This is a genomic window from Lysobacter solisilvae (genome assembly GCF_016613535.2).
GTDB lineage: Bacteria > Pseudomonadota > Gammaproteobacteria > Xanthomonadales > Xanthomonadaceae > Agrilutibacter > Agrilutibacter solisilvae.
Map to the genome: position 1 here is coordinate 322,945 of NZ_CP071518.1, position 16,245 is coordinate 339,189.

13 protein-coding genes are annotated in these 16,245 nt (G+C 68.8%); 2 read left to right on the plus strand and 11 right to left on the minus strand.

Translation table 11 applies throughout. The features are described 5' to 3' along the window. Nucleotide 1: 1 nt before the first annotated feature. The 10 genes from I8J32_RS01445 to I8J32_RS01490 all read right to left on the minus strand — a co-directional run bounded on the left by I8J32_RS01445 (nt 2) and on the right by I8J32_RS01490 (nt 10,451). Complete coding sequence (locus tag I8J32_RS01445) at nt 2–1,750, minus strand: VWA domain-containing protein (protein ID WP_200614338.1); 1,749 nt, start codon at nt 1,748–1,750, stop codon at nt 2–4. After that, nucleotides 1,747–2,760 (minus strand): vWA domain-containing protein, encoded by a 1,014-nt coding sequence (locus I8J32_RS01450; RefSeq protein WP_200614339.1) that lies wholly within the window; start codon nt 2,758–2,760, stop codon nt 1,747–1,749. Before I8J32_RS01450 ends, I8J32_RS01445 begins: the two co-directional genes overlap by 4 nt. After that, nucleotides 2,757–3,257 (minus strand): DUF4381 family protein, encoded by a 501-nt coding sequence (locus I8J32_RS01455; protein ID WP_200614340.1) that lies wholly within the window; start codon nt 3,255–3,257, stop codon nt 2,757–2,759. Before I8J32_RS01455 ends, I8J32_RS01450 begins: the two co-directional genes overlap by 4 nt. Further along, complete coding sequence (locus I8J32_RS01460; protein WP_200614341.1) at nt 3,257–4,198, minus strand: DUF58 domain-containing protein; 942 nt, start codon at nt 4,196–4,198, stop codon at nt 3,257–3,259. The genes I8J32_RS01455 and I8J32_RS01460 overlap by 1 nt, the downstream gene beginning before the upstream one ends. A gap of 2 nt (nt 4,199–4,200) precedes the next feature. Continuing rightward, on the minus strand, nt 4,201–5,214 hold the full coding sequence (locus tag I8J32_RS01465) for an AAA family ATPase (protein ID WP_200614342.1): 1,014 nt from the start codon (nt 5,212–5,214) through the stop codon (nt 4,201–4,203). Between the two features lie 235 nt (nt 5,215–5,449). Continuing rightward, complete coding sequence (locus I8J32_RS01470) at nt 5,450–7,228, minus strand: type IV pilus secretin PilQ (RefSeq protein WP_245156466.1); 1,779 nt, start codon at nt 7,226–7,228, stop codon at nt 5,450–5,452. Between the two features lie 170 nt (nt 7,229–7,398). Next, a complete protein-coding gene (locus I8J32_RS01475) occupies nt 7,399–7,950 on the minus strand; it encodes a pilus assembly protein PilP (protein ID WP_200614345.1) in 552 nt (183 codons plus the stop codon). A gap of 1 nt (nt 7,951) precedes the next feature. Then, nucleotides 7,952–8,662, minus strand: coding sequence for a type IV pilus inner membrane component PilO (locus I8J32_RS01480; RefSeq protein WP_200614346.1), 711 nt, complete (start codon nt 8,660–8,662; stop codon nt 7,952–7,954). Next, nucleotides 8,659–9,393, minus strand: coding sequence for a PilN domain-containing protein (locus I8J32_RS01485; protein WP_200614348.1), 735 nt, complete (start codon nt 9,391–9,393; stop codon nt 8,659–8,661). The genes I8J32_RS01480 and I8J32_RS01485 overlap by 4 nt, the downstream gene beginning before the upstream one ends. After that, the gene (locus I8J32_RS01490; RefSeq protein ID WP_343225245.1) at nt 9,393–10,451 is read right to left on the minus strand and encodes a pilus assembly protein PilM; all 1,059 of its coding nucleotides are present in this window, start codon (nt 10,449–10,451) and stop codon (nt 9,393–9,395) included. Before I8J32_RS01490 ends, I8J32_RS01485 begins: the two co-directional genes overlap by 1 nt. A gap of 463 nt (nt 10,452–10,914) precedes the next feature. Between I8J32_RS01490 and I8J32_RS01495 the strand changes: the two genes are divergently transcribed. Then, the gene (locus I8J32_RS01495) at nt 10,915–13,488 is read left to right on the plus strand and encodes a penicillin-binding protein 1A (protein WP_200614351.1); all 2,574 of its coding nucleotides are present in this window, start codon (nt 10,915–10,917) and stop codon (nt 13,486–13,488) included. Between the two features lie 206 nt (nt 13,489–13,694). Beyond that, nucleotides 13,695–14,360 (plus strand): hypothetical protein, encoded by a 666-nt coding sequence (locus I8J32_RS01500; protein ID WP_200614352.1) that lies wholly within the window; start codon nt 13,695–13,697, stop codon nt 14,358–14,360. Nucleotides 14,361–14,450: 90 nt separating this feature from the next. On the opposite strand, the gene I8J32_RS01505 is transcribed toward I8J32_RS01500, so the two are convergent. Further along, nucleotides 14,451–15,755 carry a citrate synthase gene (locus I8J32_RS01505; protein WP_245156384.1) on the minus strand — a complete coding sequence of 435 codons (1,305 nt, stop codon included), beginning with the start codon at nt 15,753–15,755 and terminating at the stop codon, nt 14,451–14,453. Nucleotides 15,756–16,245: the final 490 nt, after the last annotated feature.

A 16,245-nucleotide genomic window follows, 5' to 3' on the forward strand; every position in this document is an offset into this window, starting at 1 on the left:
GTCATGGAGCCCTGCCCTGTGCCTGTCGGCGTTCGTATTCCAGCCGGAACTTGGTGCGCAGCAGGCCGCCCGGATCATCCGGCACGCGGCGCAACCACGCCTCGTTGGCCAGCCGGCGTTCGCGGTCCTGCGCGGTTTCGGTGCGCGCGGGGTCCTTCGCGTCGGCACCCTTCCCCTTGCCCTGCTGCAGCGCGCGCTGCATGCGCTCGCGCTGCGCGCGATCGGCGGCGCGCTGGGCGGTGTCGTCCGCGTTCGCCGGCGGGGACGCGGGTGGGGACTTCGCGGGCTGCCGGGCGTCGGGCGGGGATTGCCTGCGTTCGTCCGGCTCGCCCTCGCCCTTGCCTGCCGATGTGCGCGCGTCTTTTTGACCGGGTTGCCCGGGTTGCTGGCCGCGCTGGCCTTGCCCCTGCTGCCCGGCGCCGCTGCCCTCTCCCTCCGATTTGCGCTTCATCAACGCCATCACTGCGCCCTTGTTGGCCAGCGCGTCGGGCATGCCCGGCTGGCGGGCCAGGGCCTGGTCGTAGGCGGCGATGGCCTCCGGATACGCGCCGGCCTTGGCCAGCGCATTGCCGCGGTTGTATTGCGCGGTCGCATCCTTGAGCGAAGCGTAGCGCTGCTCCGCTTCGTCGTAGTCCCCGCGCCGGTAGGCCTGGTTGCCTTTCTCGAGCTGCGCATGCGCGGCCTGGTCGGCGCGCCGCCACAAGCCCTGCGCGTGCGCGGGCATCCACGGCAGGCAGAGGCCGGCCAGCAGCACCAGCGCGACCCCGCTGCGGCGGCGGAACGCGAACAGCGCCAGCAGCATCAGCGGCGGCAACAGCCAGTAGCCTTCGTCCTGCCAGGCCATTCCATTGCGTCCGTCTTTTCCGCGTCCGTCGAACTGCGTGGTCGCCTGCAGCACGCCCAGCGTTTCCAGGTCGGCGACATCCGCGGTCAACGTCGCGTAAGCGCCACCGCCGGCGCTGGCCAGGCGCTGCAGGACGTCGGCCTCCAGCCGTGCATGCCCCAGCGCACCTTCCGCCGTGGGAAACGGCGCGCCTTCCGCGGTACCCAGCCCCAGCGCGCCTACGCGGAAACCGGCACCCGCCGCCTTGCGCGCGGCATCGATCGCGGCGGGCTCCACCTGCCCGGTCATGAGCACGATGTCGCCGCTGCTGGCCCCGGCGCGTTCGAGCAGCGCGACGGCATGCTCGATGGCGCGATCGCCGCGCATCCCGTCCACGGGCATGATTTCGGGATCCAGTGCATCCAGGAACAGCGCGACGTTGGCCGCGTCGTCGGTCAGCGGCGCGACGGTGAAAGCGTCACCGGCATAGACGACCAGCGCGACAGGGCCGCCGTTGCGTGCCTGCAGCAGGGTGGCCAGTTTCGCGCGGGCCTGCGCCAGTCGCGATGGCGGCAGGTCGCCGGCGCGCATCGTGCCCGACAGATCGAGTGCGACCACCAGTGGCCGCCGGCTTTCCCACAGCGGTTGCGCGGACTGCCGCCAGCTGGGTCCGGCCAGCGCAAGCACCGCCAGCACGTACGCGAACACGGCCAGCACCAGGCCGGCTCGGCTGCGGCGGTTGGCGCCGGGTTCGATCAGATGCGCGAGCAGATGCGGGTCGACCAGCTGGCGCCATGCGCTGCGCGATTGCCAGCGGCGGCGCCACCACAACACCAGCACAGGCAACGCCAGCAGTGCCCACAGCCATTGGGGCCGCAGCAGGTGCAGCCATTGCACGGAATCACGCAGTGCGGCCAGGTCGTTCATGCGCGCCGCCCCCGCCATGCAAAGGCCAGCAGCGCGAGCACGAAGGCCGCACCCAGCGGCCAGGGATAGCGTTCCAGGCGCGGCCGCAACGCCTTGCCCGGGCGTCTGATCGGTTCCATGCGGTCGATCTGGGCGTAGATGCCTGCCAGTTCGTTGGTATCGCGCGCACGGAAGCTCTTGCCGCCGGTGAGTTCGGCCACGCGCTGGAGGGTGGCTTCGTCGATCTCGTCCCCCGCGCCCGGCATCGGCAGCCGGAAGCCGAACAGCGACAGCGAGCCTTCGCCGCCGAACGCGATCGTGTGCACGCGCACACCTTCGCTGCGCGCCAGCTCGGCGGCTTTCAGCGGGTCGAGGATGCCGGCGGTGTTGACGCCGTCGGTGAGCAGGATCAGCACGCGCTGCTCGGCCGGCTGCGAGCGCAGGCGCTTGACCGCCAATGCGATGGCATCGCCGATGGCGGTCTCCTGCCCGGCCAGGCCGACCACGCTGTCGTCGAGCTGCTCGCGCACCGATTCGCGATCCAGCGTGAGCGGCGTCAGCGCGTAGGCGCGGCGGCCGAACACGAGCAGCGCCACGCGGTCGCCGTCGCGACGGGAGAGGAAATCGGCGATCACCGCCTTGGCGGCGGTGAGGCGGTCGACGGCGCGGGAACCCAGCTCCATGTCGATCTCGCTCATGCTGCCCGACAGATCCAGCGCCAGCATCAGGTCGCGCCCCACGCGCGGGGGCTGCACCGGGTCACCCAGCACCTGCGGACGCGCAGCCGCCAGGCACAGCGCCGCCCACGCCAGCCAGGCGAGCCATCCCGGGCCTGCGCCGCGGACACCGCGGGAGGCGCCTTGCGCGACCGGGTCCAGGCGATGGCCGTACGGCACGCGCAGCGCGGGCGAGGACTGGCGCGCAGGCGGCAGCGCCCAGCGCAGCAGCAGCGGCAGTGGCAACGCGAGCAGTGCAATCGGCCAGGCGAGCATTTCCATCGCGGCCTGCCACTGGGCCAACCACGCGTTCATGCGCGGCGCATCCAGGTGAGGAAGCGCTCGCGCGCGAGCGTGCGCAGCGCGGCGACCTCGTCGGCTGGCAGTTCGCGGCGATACCCGCCTTCCAGCAGCAGGCGGCCCGGGCCCCGACTGAAGCGACCATGCTCAGGACGGACATGATCAGCACGGCTTTGATTGGAGCGGCGCCTGTCATCGCTCCCATCCAGGAACGCCAGCCAGGCCTCGCCTTCCAGGAGGTCCGCGCCACTGTCGCGGCGACGGGCCGCACGGCGCAGCAGTTCCGACATCGCCGCCACCTGCGCCGGCAGCGTGTCCGCGGCGGCAACCGCGTCATCGAACAGGGCCTGGATCATGCGTTCGCGCCGGCGGCGTCGGCGTCGCCACCATGCCAGCGCCAGCGCCGCCAGCGCGAGGACGGCCAGCAACAGCCACCAGCCCGGTGCCGGCGGCCACAACGGCGGCGCCGGCGGCTGGTGGATGTCGCGCAGCACGAGCGTGGGATCGGCCATCAGGCCACCAGCGGTCGCGATCGACCGAGCAGTGACAGCCAGGACTCGCTCGGCGCGTCGCTCGCCAGCGCCTGGATGCGGACGCCCCGGGAGGGAAGCATGTCGATGGCGGCCTGCACCGGTTGTACGAACTCCCGCTGCCAGCGTTGGTGCTGCGCGGCGCTGGCCAGATCGAGCTCGACGCGCCGTCCGCCACTGAGGAACGGCAGCGCGGCAGCGGGTGGCGAGACTTCCAGTGGATCGGTCATCAACAGCACGATGACTTCATGGTGCTGCGCGAGCGCGGGCCAGCGGCGGTCCGGGATCGACGCGATGCTCTGCGGGTCAGCCAGCACCACCAGCCGCGAACCGGGACGCAGCAGGCGCTGCGCGTGGTCGAGCGCAACCGCCAGGCCCAGGTCATCCGCAGGCGCGGCGGCATACCAGCGCACCAGCGCGTCGAGCACTCGCAAGGCGCCGCGGGCGCCGGCCGCGGGCGTGATCGGTGCCTCGCGCGTGGTGCCGCGCAAGGTCGCGACGCGATCACCGTCGCGGATGGCGGACCATGCCGCGATGGCGCCGGCGCGGGCGGCCTGCACGGACTTGAAGCGCACGCGCGTACCGAAGTACAGCGCGGGCGCGGTGTCGGCGACGATCAGGGTCAGCCGTTCCCGCTCGGCCTGGAAGAGTTTGGTGTGGGCCCGCCCGGTGCGCGCGGTGAGCCGCCAGTCGATATGGCGCGCGTCGTCGCTGTGGGTGTACTCGCGCGATTCGGCGTACTCCATGCCGCGGCCGCGCAGGGGTGACAGTGCGTGCCCCGCCACGCCGTGGCGGCCGTGGCGGGCCGCATGCCGGCCGGTCACCACGGCGCGCAGGCCCACCAGTTCGCGCAGGGAGGGCGTGACGCCGTCGGTCGCCGGACCGGCCGCTGCACTGCGATCGCCTGGCTCCGTTGCAGCCATGCTCAGGGCAGCGGCACGCGCCGCAGCAGTTCGGCGACCAGGCGATCGCCGTCCCAGCCTTCGGCGGTGGCCTCGTAACTGGGCAGGATGCGGTGGCGCAGCACGTCCGGGGCGATCGCGCGCACGTCGTCGGGCGTGACGAAGTCGCGGCCGGCCAGCCACGCGTGCGCGCGGGCGCAGCGCTCCAGCGCAATCGAGCCGCGCGGGCTCGCGCCCCACGCGATGCGGCGTGCCAGCGCTCCGTCGTAGGGCGCGGCGTCGCGCGAGGCGAGTACGAGTTCGATCAGGTAGCGCTCCACCGCGGGCGCGACATGCAGTTGAAGCACCGCCTCGCGCGCGGCGAACACCTGGTCCAGGCGGATGCGCGTTGGCTGCGCCACGGGCGCGTGCAGGGTCTGCCGGGCCCGCTCGCGCGCCAGGCGCAGGATCTGCGCTTCGGCCGCGGCTTCGGGATAGCCGATGCGCACGTGCATCAGGAAGCGGTCGAGCTGGGCTTCGGGCAGCGGAAACGTGCCCTCCTGCTCGATCGGGTTCTGCGTTGCCATCACCAGGAACAGCGCAGGCAGCGGATAGGTGTGCCGGCCGACGGTGACCTGGCGCTCACCCATGGCCTCCAGCAGGGCCGACTGGACCTTCGCCGGGGCGCGATTGATCTCGTCGGCCAGCAGCAGTGGATGGAAGATCGGGCCGGGCTGGAACTCGAAGCGGCCATCCTGCGGCCGCCACACCTCGGTGCCGGTGAGGTCCGCCGGCAGCAGGTCGGGCGTGAACTGGACGCGCGCGAAGTCCGCTTCCAGGCGCTCGGCCAGCGCGCGGATCGCGCTGGTCTTGGCCAGGCCGGGCGCGCCCTCCACCAGCAGGTGGCCATCGGCGAGCAACGCGATCAGCAGGCGCTCGATGAGGGCGGCCTGACCGACGATCTGCTCCGACAGCGCGACGCGCAGCTGCGCGAAGGCCTCATGCAGCGTACCCGCGCCCGCGGGCAAGGGGGGTGGATTGACGGGGATGGCGTCCATCGCGATCTCGTGGCCGTGCAGGGCGGCCCTTCATGGGATTCTGACCCAAGAATAGCGGCCGGGTTCACGACGCCGCGTGGAGGCTTCAGCCGCGTGACAGGCGCCCATGCCCGATCGCGAGCTCCACGTGGACGCCGGCCTCCGGCACGCCCCGCGGCATCACGCCGGCGACACATCCCCACAAATGCAAACGGGGGCCCGAAGGCCCCCGTCCGTCACTGCATGTGCGCGGCGATCAGCGCTGCGCGACCTGCAGGACCTTGGGCGTCACGAAGATGAGCAGTTCGGCCTTCTCGCGGTTCTTGCCCTTCTTCTTGAACAGGTTGCCCAGGAAGGGGATGTCGCCGAGGAAAGGAACCTTCGCGATGTCGTTGCGATCGCGGAACTCATACACGCCGCCGATCACGACGGTCTGGCCGTCCTCGATCAGCACCGCCGTGTTCACTTCGCGCTTGTTGATCAGCGGCACGCTGCCGATCGACGCGTCGACGAAGCCTTCGATCTCGTCCTTCTTGACGTTCATGTTCAGGAACACACGGCCGTCGTTGGTGATGGTCGGCGTGACCTTCATCTCGAGCAGCACGTCCTTGAACTGCACCGTCTGCTGCAGCAGGCCGCCGGCGGTCGAGTTGCCGGTCGTCGTCACGTAGCCGACTTCCTGGCCCTGGCGGATGACCGCTTCGCGCTGGTTGCTGGTGACCACTCGCGGGTTGGAAATCACTTCGCCGCGGCCTTCTTCCTGCATCGCCGACAGCTCGATATCGAGCGCGTAACCGGCGTTGAGGATCTGCAGGGCCACCGAACCGGCCGGATTGGCGACGGCGAGGTTGCTCATCGCACCCTTGAACAGCTCGAAGCCCGGGGTGCCTTCGATCGCGTTGGTCACGACGCTGTCGCGGGTGGCGTCGTTGTTCTCGATCGTGTCGTTGAAGTAGTACTTGCCGTCCTTGGTGCCGGCGATGCCGAAGCGGGCACCGACTTCACGGGCGAACGTGTCGGTGGCGATGACGATGCGGGCCTCGATGATCACCTGGTCGACCGGACGGTCGATCACGCGAACCAGTTCGCGCAGTTGGGCGACCTTCTTCGGGATGTCGCTGATCATCAGCGTGTTGGTGCGAGCGTCCGCCACGAGCCGGCCGCGCGGCGAGAGAAAGCCGTTCTCGCGGTTGCTGTCGTTGCCGGCGCCGCCGCCCTCGCCACCCTGGTTGCCGCCGATGCCCTTGGCCTCGGTCAGCGCTTTGAAGATGGCGTCGGCGTTGTGATAGTTGATCTGGATGTATTCGGTCACCAGGTCGACGCGGTTGTCGAGCGCGATGCGCGCGTCTTCCTTGTCCTGTTCGAACTTGGCGATTTCAGACTGCGGTGCGACCCAGACGACGTTGCCGCTGCGACGCTTGTCCAGGCCCTTGGCCTGCATGACGATGTCCAGCGCCTGGTCCCACGGCACGTTGACCAGCCGGAGGGTCACGTTGCCCTGCACGGTGTCCGCGGCCACGATGTTCAGGCCGGACTCCTCGGCGATCAGCTGCAGGACGGTGCGAACCGGAACGTCCTCGAAGTTGAACGTGACCGGACGACCGGTGTACGGGCGCGCAGCGGCGGCCGTGGAGGTCGTGGCGCCGACGGCGCGGTTGCTGCTGGTGGCGCCGGTCGCGTTGGCCCGCGGCAGGATCTCGACGATGTAGTCGCGGCCGCTCTGGTACGCCATGGACTCGTAGCCGCCCGCGGTGTTCAGCACCAGCTGGGTGCCGGTGCCGGCCGAGCGGGCCTCGATGCGCTGCACCGGGGTGGCGAAGTCGGTGACGTTGAGCGGCTTCTGCAGGTGTGCGGGAAGCTGGGCGTTGGCCACGTTGATCGTGACCGTCGAACCGGTGCTGCGCAGGTCCGGAACCGCACCGTCGCCGCTGAACCGAAGGATCAGCTTGCCGGCGCCGGCTTCGCCGCGCTTGAAGTCGATGTTGGCCACCGAGATCGTGCCTGGCAGCTGCTTGGCCGGGTCGTTACTCGGCATCGGCGCGGCGGCAGGAGCCACTTGCGCGATGAAGGTCGGCGTGAAACTGCCTCCCTCGGACGGGGGCGCGGCGTGAACCGCGCTGTACCCGGCGAGCAGGCCGATTGCGAGGCCGATGCCGGCGCGCTTGGAGCGTGTGGCGTTGAAAACGGTCATCGTGTATCCCCCAATCAATTATCTTCTAATGCGACCGACGCTGGACGTTCCAGCCAGCCACCCGCGCCATCCGGCACCAGTTCCACCAGTTCGATACGGTCTTCGAACACACCCGTGACGCGACCGTCGCTCTGGCCCATGTAATTGCCTGCGCGCACCCGGTAGGTCACCTTGTCGGGCGCCAGCACCAGGCCGATGACTCCACCCCCACTGCCCAGCGTGCCGACCATGTCCAGGCTGTCGAGCGGGAACTGCTCGAGCGTCTGCTTGCGGCGCTGGCGGTCAGGACGCGGACCGCCGCCCGAACCGTCGTCGGTGAACGCGTTGCTGAAGGGGTCGCGCAGCGTGTGCGCGGTGTATTCGAATGTCTCGAACTGCTGCATCACCGGCAGTGGTTCGAGCGGCGGGGCCGGCTTGGCCTTCACTTCGGCGACGAAGCTTTCCAGGTTGGGGGCGTCCCCAGGCTGGCTGGTGATGCCCCGCGCGCAACCGGTCAACGCCAGCGCGAGGGCCAGGCCCAGCGCCAGGCGCGCCGACGGGAGGATTCCGTGATTACGTCCACGCATCTCAGGTTCCCCCCTGCTTCGGAGCGGGCGGCGTGGCGGTGCCACCCTTGCCCGCAGCTTCTGCGGCCGCTGCTTCCTGAGCCGCCACTTCCTCTTCGTCCAGGTAACGGTAGGTTTTCACCGTACCGGCCAGTTCGAGCGGGCTGTTGGGCGTGATCGGAATGGCCTTGTTGTTCCGGTCCTTGTTGCGTGGCTGCAGCTGGATGTCGTGCATGGTCATGATGACCACGCGCGGCAGCGTGGCCACGCCGCTGACGAAACCGCCGAACTGGTGGTAGGTCCCCACCATGCGCAGCGCGATCGGCTTCTCGGCGTAGAACTCCTTGGGCACTTCCGGACCAGGCTGGAAGAGCTCGTTGGTGATGCCGGTGGCCAGTGCGGTCTGCGAGATGTCCACGATCAGGTCGGGCATTTCGGTCTTGCTGGGCAGCTGGCGGAGCATCTGCTTGAGCTGCTCTTCCATCTGCGCCAGCTGCTGCTTGAGCGGCTCCAGGTTGGAGGCCCGGCCCTGCTTGGTTTCAAACTCCTCGCGAAGCTCGGATTCCGTCTTTTCCAGGGTCTGCAGCTCGCGCAGCTTGTCGCGCACGAAGAAGAACCAGCTCAGGCCGATGATCAGCAGCGCGATGATGACGCACAGGCCGATCTTCGCCTGCTGCGGCCACGCGCCGATGTTGTTGATGTCGAGGTCCCGCAGCGAGATTTTCTTGCTCACGACGAGGCTCCTTGAGTCGCGGAAGCCGCGGATGGGGCGGGAGGTGTGGTGTTGGCCGGAGCCGGAGCCGGAGCGGGAGCCGGAGCCGGGCTGCCGGGCGCGGCCGGGGCGGTACCCGCCGGAGCCGTGCCAGCCGGGGCCGCGGCCGGTGCGTCAGGCACGCCGTCGCCGTCCTCGTCCTTGGGCGCGTTCGGGTTGGCCAGCTTCACCGAGAGCTTGAACTCGTTCGGCAGCGCCCGGTCCTCACCCTTGGCCTCGATGATCGACAGGTCCGGATTGGTCATCCAGCCCGAGCTTTCGAGGTTGCGCATGTAGGTACTGACGCGGGCGTTGGACTGCGCGCGGCCTTCCAGGGTCAGCGTTTCCTGGTCCTGCTTGATGGAGGTCAGGATCACGCCGTCGGGAATGGTGCGGACCAGCGAGTCGAACAGGTGGACCATCTGCGAGCGGTTGGCCTGCAGCTTCTCGATGATTTCCTTGCGGGCGAGGAGCTTGGCCTTCTTCTCGTCCAGCAGCTTGATCTCGTCGATCTGCCGCTGGACCTGCTCGATCTGCGTGGTCAGATAGGCGTTGCGTTCCTTCTGCCCGCTGATCTGGCTGTTGTAGTAACCGACCATCAGGACGGCAATCAGCACGGCGCCCATCGCGGAAAGGCCGAGCAGGATGCCGAACTCCTTCTGCCGCTGCTTGCGGCGTTCGGCACGCCAGGGGAGGAGGTTGATCCGTGCCATCAGTCGAAGCTCCTCAGGGCCAGGCCGCAGGCAATCATCAGGGCGGGCGCGTCCTGCGCCAGCGCGTGCGCCTGCACGCGCGGACCGAGCGTCATGTGGGCCAGCGGGTTGGCCACCAGGGTGGGCACGCCCAGCTGCTCCTCGACCATCTGCGCGATGCCCGGGATGGCCGCGTTGCCGCCGGCCAGGACGATCTGGTCGACCCGGTTGAATTCACTGCCGGCATAGAAGAACTGCAACAGTCGGCTGACCTGCTGGACCATCGCTTCCTTGAACGGCTCCAGCACTTCGTTGGCGTAACTCTCGGGCAGGCCGCCCTGGCGCTTGGCCAGTCCGGCTTCCTCGTAGCTGAGCCCGTAGCGCCGCATGACCTCGTCGGTCAGCTGCTTGCCGCCGAATACCTGTTCGCGGCTGTACAGGCTGCGGCCCGTACGCAGGACATTGAGCGTGGTCATCGTCGCGCCGGAGTCGATCAGCGCGGTCAGGCCGTCGCGCGGCCCGCTGAGCTGGTTGGCCAGCAGCGAGAAGGCGTTCTCGATCGCGAAGGCCTCCACGTCCATGACCCGCGGGGTGAGCCCGCCGATCTCGAGCGCGGAGGACCGCAGCTCCACGTTCTCCGACCGCGAGGCGGCCAGCAGGACCTGGAGCGTGCCGGGATTGTTCGGCATGGGACCCAGCACCTCGAAATCGAGGTTCACTTCCTCGATCGGGTACGGGACGTAGTTGACCGCTTCCAGTTCAACCTGGGATTCCAGGTCGTCCTCGTCGAGATCGGCTGGCATCGGGATCACTTTGGTGATCACCGAGGACCCCGCGACCGCTGCCGCGGCGAACTTGACCTTGGTCCCCGAGCGGTTGACCGCGCGCCGGATGGCCTCGCCCACCGCCTCGACCTCGACGATGTTCTTTTCGACCACCGCATTGGGCGGCAGCGGCTCGACCGCGTAGTGCTCCACCCGGTAGCGGTCGCCCGCACGGGAGAGCTGCAACAGCTTGACGGCCGTCGAGCTGATGTCCACGCCGACGAGGGCCGGCTGGCTTTTTGTGACTATCCCCACGATTTTTCTCCCCATGCCACAAGCGCTTACGCGCAATTCGTGTGGCCCCGCCTTAAATATCGGACTTTTAACGGGCTGGCAACACCCCGGTGACACGAATTGCCAAACCAGACCGCTTTTGAGCACCCAACGGGGAACTCAGGGTCGAGCGGCCGCCGGCCTCATACCCCACCCGGACCCCCGCCCCACCCCAACCACCCCAACACCTTGACTGGCCCCTGCACCGTCCCGCCCGGGGCCGACCCCGCAGCAGTCTGAGACATGCGACGGACACGATCGGGACCAGAACGGGAGACCGGGGCCCGGACTGCGCAGACCGCGCCGTCCGCCCCCCCGGCACGCGGCTCCGGTGCGGAACCGCATCGACGCTGCGGGTTCCATACGTACCGGGGCGCTCACTCGCCTCCTCTATACTCCTCGCCCACAACACCCGCAATCCTCGCTGCACAGGAATCCTGCTTTGATGCCCCGTTTGAGACGCTTGCTGCGCTGGACGCTTATTGCGGTTGCCAGTGTGGCCCTGCTTGGCGCCATTGCGCTGGGCATTCTGTACTACCTGATCGCGCCGAAACTGCCGGACGTCGAGACCCTGCGTGCTGTCGAACTGCAGGAGCCGATGTACGTCTACGCGCGCGAAGGCAGCCTGATCGGCCTGTTCGGCGAGACCCGCCGCTATCCCAGCGACATCAAGGAAGTGCCGCTGCGGCTCAAGCAGGCCTTCCTTGCGGCCGAGGACGCGCGGTTCTACCAGCACCATGGCGTCGACTACAAAGGCATCGCGCGTGCCGTCTGGCTGCTGGCCACCACCAGCGACAAGCGCGTGCCGGGCGGGTCGACCATCACCCAGCAGGTCGCACGCCAGTTCTTCCTCAGCCAGGAATACAGCTACAAGCGCAAGCTGGCCGAGATCCTGCTGGCAATGCGCATCGAGCGCGAGCTGAGCAAGGACGAGATCTTCGAGCTGTATCTGAACAAGAGCTTCTTCGGCCACCGTTCCTACGGCGTGGCCGCCGCGGCGGAGTTCTACTACGGCAAGAAGCTCGGCGAACTGACCCTGGACGAGATGGCGTCGCTGGCGGCGATCCCGAAATTCCCGTCCACCGCCAACCCGCTCAGCAACCCGGTCCGCGCCAAGGAACGCCGCGACGTCTACATCCTGGAGCGGATGGCGCAGCTCAAGTACGTCACCCACGCCGAGGCCGACGCGGCCAAGGCCGCGCCCATGCACGCCTCGCCGCACGAGCGGCCGATCGAGGTCTACGCGCCCTACGTCGCCGAGATGGTCCGCCAGGAGATGGTGGCCCGCTATGGCGCCGAGGCGCTGACCAAGGGTTACCACGTCATCACCACCATCGACCCGGTCCTGCAGACCGCCGCGGATGCGGCGGTGCGCGACGGCCTGCGCGTCTACGACAAGCGACACGGCTGGCACGGCGTCGAGGAACACTTCGACCTGGCCACGGGCGAGGATCCGGCCATCACCCGTGGCCGCATGCGCGACATCCCGCCGCAGGCCGGCCTGCTGCCTGCGGTGGTGCTCGCCACCGATGGCGGCAAGGCCTCGGTGATGCTGCGCGACGGCACGACGGTCGACTTCGCGGCCTCGCAGGGCTGGGGCGGCCGCAGTCCGGGCAGCCTGGTCAAGCGCGGCGACCTGGTCCGCGTGCGCCTGGTCGAGAAGAAGGCCGACAAGGACGCCAAGGACGCCAAGGCCGCTCTCGCGGCCGCCGCCGCGTCCGACGCCGCACCCCAGTACGAGTTGGACCAGCTGCCGCAGGCGCAGTCGGCGCTGGTCTCCCTGGAAGCATCCACCGGCGCCCTGCGTGCGCTGTCGGGTGGTTTCAGCTTCGCTGGCAACAAGTTCAATCGCGCCACCCAGGCCCGTCGCCAGCCCGGCTCCAGCTTCAAGCCCTTCCTGTACGCGGCCTCGTTCGAGCGCGGGTTCAATCCGGCATCGATCGTGCTCGACGCACCGGTGGTCTTCCAGGATCGCCGCGGGCACATGTGGCGTCCGCAGAACGACTCGGGCAACTTCGCCGGCCCGATGCGCCTGCGCGAGGCGATGGTGCAGTCGCGCAACCTGGTGTCGGTGCGCCTGCTCGACGCGATCGGCGTGGACTTCGCCCGCAAGTACATCAGCCACCTGGGCTTCGAGGAGAAAGAACTTCCGCCGAACCTGTCGATGTCGCTGGGCACCGCTTCGCTCACGCCGATCTCGGTCGCGCGCGGCTTCGCGGCGTTCGCCAACGGCGGCTTCCGCATCACGCCGTGGTTCATCGACGAAGTGCGCGATCGCGACGGCGCGGTGATCTTCAAGGAAAAGCCGCCTACCGCCTGCCCGGGCTGCGCGCTGGCGGGCACCGCCGGCCAGCCGGTGCAGACCACGGCCTCGACAGTCGTCGATGGTTTCGACCTCGGACCTGGCGCCGACGCCGCCGCCAGCCAAGCCAAGCCCGGCAAGGGCGGCAAGGACAACAAGGACAGCAAGGACAAGGCCGCCGAAGCCGCCAAGCCCAAGCCGCTCAAGGCCGTACCGGCGGACATGGTGGTGGCGCCCAAGGCGATGGACGGGCGCATTTCCTACCAGATCACTTCGATGCTGCGCGACGTCGTCCAGCGTGGCACGGGCACTGCGGCCAAGGTGCTCGGCCGCGAGGACGTCGGCGGCAAGACCGGCTCGACGAACGACCACCGCGACGCCTGGTTCTCGGGCTTCGGCGGGCCGTACGTGACCACCGTCTGGGTCGGCCGCGACGACTTCAAGTCGCTGGGCTACCGCGAGTACGGCGGCAAGGCCGCGCTGCCGATCTGGATCGACTACATGCGCGTGGCACTCAAGGACCAGCCGCTGGCGATCAACGAGCCGCCCGATGGCATGGTCAAGGTGTCGGTAGGCGCCAACGGCAGCCTGCTGCCCGAGGGCAGCGGCGGCGTGGTCGAATGGGTCAAGGCCGAAGACCTGGATCGCATGGAGACGTCGGTCGACTACGGACCGGAAGAGTCGACGCCGGCCGAGGAATCGTTCGACATCTTCTGATGCCGGAGCGGCCGGGATCCACGAGGATTCCGGCCGCAGACCCCGGGGCGGAGCCGCTGGAACCCCGCGCCGCCGGCGCGGCCGCGGCAAGGCCCTGAGGCGGCGATGCCGGGTTCACTTCGCCCGTGATAGCGTCTGTTCCTGCCGGCGCTCGCCGGCCGCGGCGGAGTGCTTCGCCGTCGTCGTGCCAGCCGCGGAGGACGTTCATGCGCCACGCCCGACAGCACGCCCACCTGCACGCCCAGACCCGCACCAACGAACGCCGGCGCAGCCTGGCGCATGAAGCGGCGCGCCTGATGGCCGAGGGTGGCGTCCGCGACTACCACCAGGCCAAGCTCAAGGCCGCCCAGCGGCTGGGCATCTTCGACGACGCATCGTTGCCGCGGAACCGCGAGATCGAGGACGCCCTGCGCGAATACCAGCGGCTGTTCCAGCGCGAGAACGTTGGCGAGCTGCGCCAGCGCCGCGAGGCCGCGCTGCGCGCCCTGGAATTCTTCGCGCCATTCGACCCGCGCCTGGTCGGCCCGGTGCTGGAAGGCACCGCCGATTCACGCACGCCGGTGAGCCTGCACCTGCACACGGACGACCCCGAGGCCGCGCACCGTTTCCTGGACCAGCAGGGCATTCCGGCCGAATCGCGCAACCGCCGGGTCCGGCTGGACCGCGAGCGCAGCCAGGATGTGCCCGTCTGGGTGTTCGCGGCCGAGGAACTGTCCTTCGACCTCACCGTCCTGCCGCACGACGTGTTGCGCCAGGCGCCGCTGTCCAACGTCGACGAGAAGCCGATGAAGCGCGCTTCGCTGCCACAGCTGCGCCAGTTGCTGGCCGACGAGGAAATCGAAGCTTACGTGGGGACAGCTCCGCCAAGCTGATGCCCGGCGGCTTTCCCGTCCAGCCCGGTAGCCCGGAAACGAAAACGCCCCGCGATGCGGGGCGTTTCCATGACTGCCGGTGACAGGCGATCAGCGGCGGTCGATGCCGACGTAATCGCGCGTGGGTGCACCCGTGTAGATCTGGCGCGGACGGCCGATCTTGTTTTCCGGATCGTCCTGCTGTTCCAGCCAGTGCGCCACCCAGCCGGCGGTGCGCGCGATGGCGAACATGACGGTGAACATCTCCACCGGAATGCCCAGCGCCTTGTAGATGATGCCCGAGTAGAAATCGACGTTCGGGTACAGCTTGCGCGAGACGAAGTAGTCGTCCTTCAGCGCGGCCTCTTCGAGCTTCATCGCCACGTCCAGCAGAGGGTCGTTGATGCCCAGGCTGCCCAGCACGTCGTGGGTCATCTTGCGGACGAGCGCGGCGCGCGGATCGTAGTTCTTGTAGACGCGGTGGCCGAAGCCCATCAGGCGGAAGCCCGATTCCTTGTCCTTGGCCTTGTCGACGGCGGACTTCACGTTCTCCGGGCGGCCGATCTCGGCCAGCATCTTCAACACGGCCTCGTTGGCGCCGCCGTGGGCGGGACCCCACAAGGCCGCCACGCCGGCGGCCAGGCACGCGTAGGGATTGGCACCGGTGGAGCCGACCATGCGCACGGTCGAGGTGGAGGCGTTCTGCTCGTGGTCGGCGTGCAGGATGAAGAGCAGGTCCATCGCCTTGGCGGCGACCGGGCTGAGCTCCAGCGGCTCGCTCGGCACTTCCTTCATCATGTGCAGGAAGCGCGTGGTGTACTCGAGGTTGTTCTTCGGGTACCGGATCGGCCAGCCGATCGAATAACGATGGCAGGCGGCGGCGATCGTGGGCACCTTGGCGATCAGGCGGATCGCGGCCAGTCGACGCTGCACCGGATCTTCCAGATCCAGGTCGTTGTGGTAGAAGCTGGCCATCGAGCCCAGCATGCCCACCAGCATGGCCATGGGGTGCGCGTCGTGGCGGAACCCGTACAGGAACGTGCGGAAGGCCTCGTGCATCATCGTGTGATGCGTGACCTCGTGCTCGAAGCTGTCGAATTCGGCGGCGTTGGGCAGCTCGCCGTTCATGAGCAGGTACGCCACTTCCAGGAAGCTGGAGTTCTGCGCGAGCTGCTCGATCGGGTAACCGCGGTAGAGCAGCACGCCGGCGTCGCCATCGATGTAGGTAATGGCCGAGCGGCAGCTGGCGGTGGCGGTGAATCCGTTGTCGTAGGTGAAGCAGCCGGTTTCCTTCGGCAGCTTGCCCACATCGATGCACGGCGCGCCCAGCACGGGGTGGTGAACGGGCAGACTGACGGTCTTGTCGCCCGCGGTCACGGTGACCTGGTCAAGGCCGGACTTGGTGGACTCGGTCACGCAAAGCTCCTGAAAAAAGCACGCCACAGGGAGGGCCGCGACGTGGTGGGAGAACATCTGGAGGATTCGCGGTGCGCCGCCGCGACATGCGAATTATCGCATAAGCGTTCGGGCACGCAGCCTGGTTTGCAGGTCGCGGCGCCCCACGCGAATAGAGCGACTGCTCCAAAAAACGCCGTGCGGCCAACCATCTCCAGCAGGCGCGCAGCCGCATTGCTGGCCTGCTACGGACCGGGAAGCCGCGGCCCTGCGTTGATGCGCCCCGGCGCATGGGCCGTCCGCCCCACCTGGGAGTTGCCGCCGCCCACGGCAGGTGGCGCGGCGATTGCCGAGCCGGCAAACGACGACGGCCGCCGGACGGCGGCCGTTGAGGACCATCCGGGCGTGCAGGTCAGGTCCGGGGCGGAGCAGCCGTGATGATGGCGAGGTCGAGCCGCACTGACCGACCGGGATCACTCAGGGACTAGCGCTTGCTGCGCTGTACCGGGAG

Bases quoted from the DNA above. Each gene is read 5' to 3' on its own strand.
- I8J32_RS01465 (WP_200614342.1), bottom strand. From the start codon at position 5,214: ATGGACGCCATCCCCGTCAATCCACCCCCCTTGCCCGCGGGCGCGGGT.
- I8J32_RS01470 (WP_245156466.1), bottom strand. From the start codon at position 7,228: ATGCCGAGTAACGACCCGGCCAAGCAGCTGCCAGGCACGATCTCGGTG.
- I8J32_RS01485 (WP_200614348.1), bottom strand. From the start codon at position 9,393: ATGGCACGGATCAACCTCCTCCCCTGGCGTGCCGAACGCCGCAAGCAG.
- I8J32_RS01450 (WP_200614339.1), bottom strand. From the start codon at position 2,760: ATGAACGCGTGGTTGGCCCAGTGGCAGGCCGCGATGGAAATGCTCGCC.
- I8J32_RS01455 (WP_200614340.1), bottom strand. From the start codon at position 3,257: ATGGCCGATCCCACGCTCGTGCTGCGCGACATCCACCAGCCGCCGGCG.
- I8J32_RS01500 (WP_200614352.1), top strand. From the start codon at position 13,695: ATGCGCCACGCCCGACAGCACGCCCACCTGCACGCCCAGACCCGCACC.
- I8J32_RS01475 (WP_200614345.1), bottom strand. From the start codon at position 7,950: ATGCGTGGACGTAATCACGGAATCCTCCCGTCGGCGCGCCTGGCGCTG.
- I8J32_RS01445 (WP_200614338.1), bottom strand. From the start codon at position 1,750: ATGAACGACCTGGCCGCACTGCGTGATTCCGTGCAATGGCTGCACCTG.
- I8J32_RS01495 (WP_200614351.1), top strand. From the start codon at position 10,915: ATGCCCCGTTTGAGACGCTTGCTGCGCTGGACGCTTATTGCGGTTGCC.
- I8J32_RS01460 (WP_200614341.1), bottom strand. From the start codon at position 4,198: ATGGCTGCAACGGAGCCAGGCGATCGCAGTGCAGCGGCCGGTCCGGCG.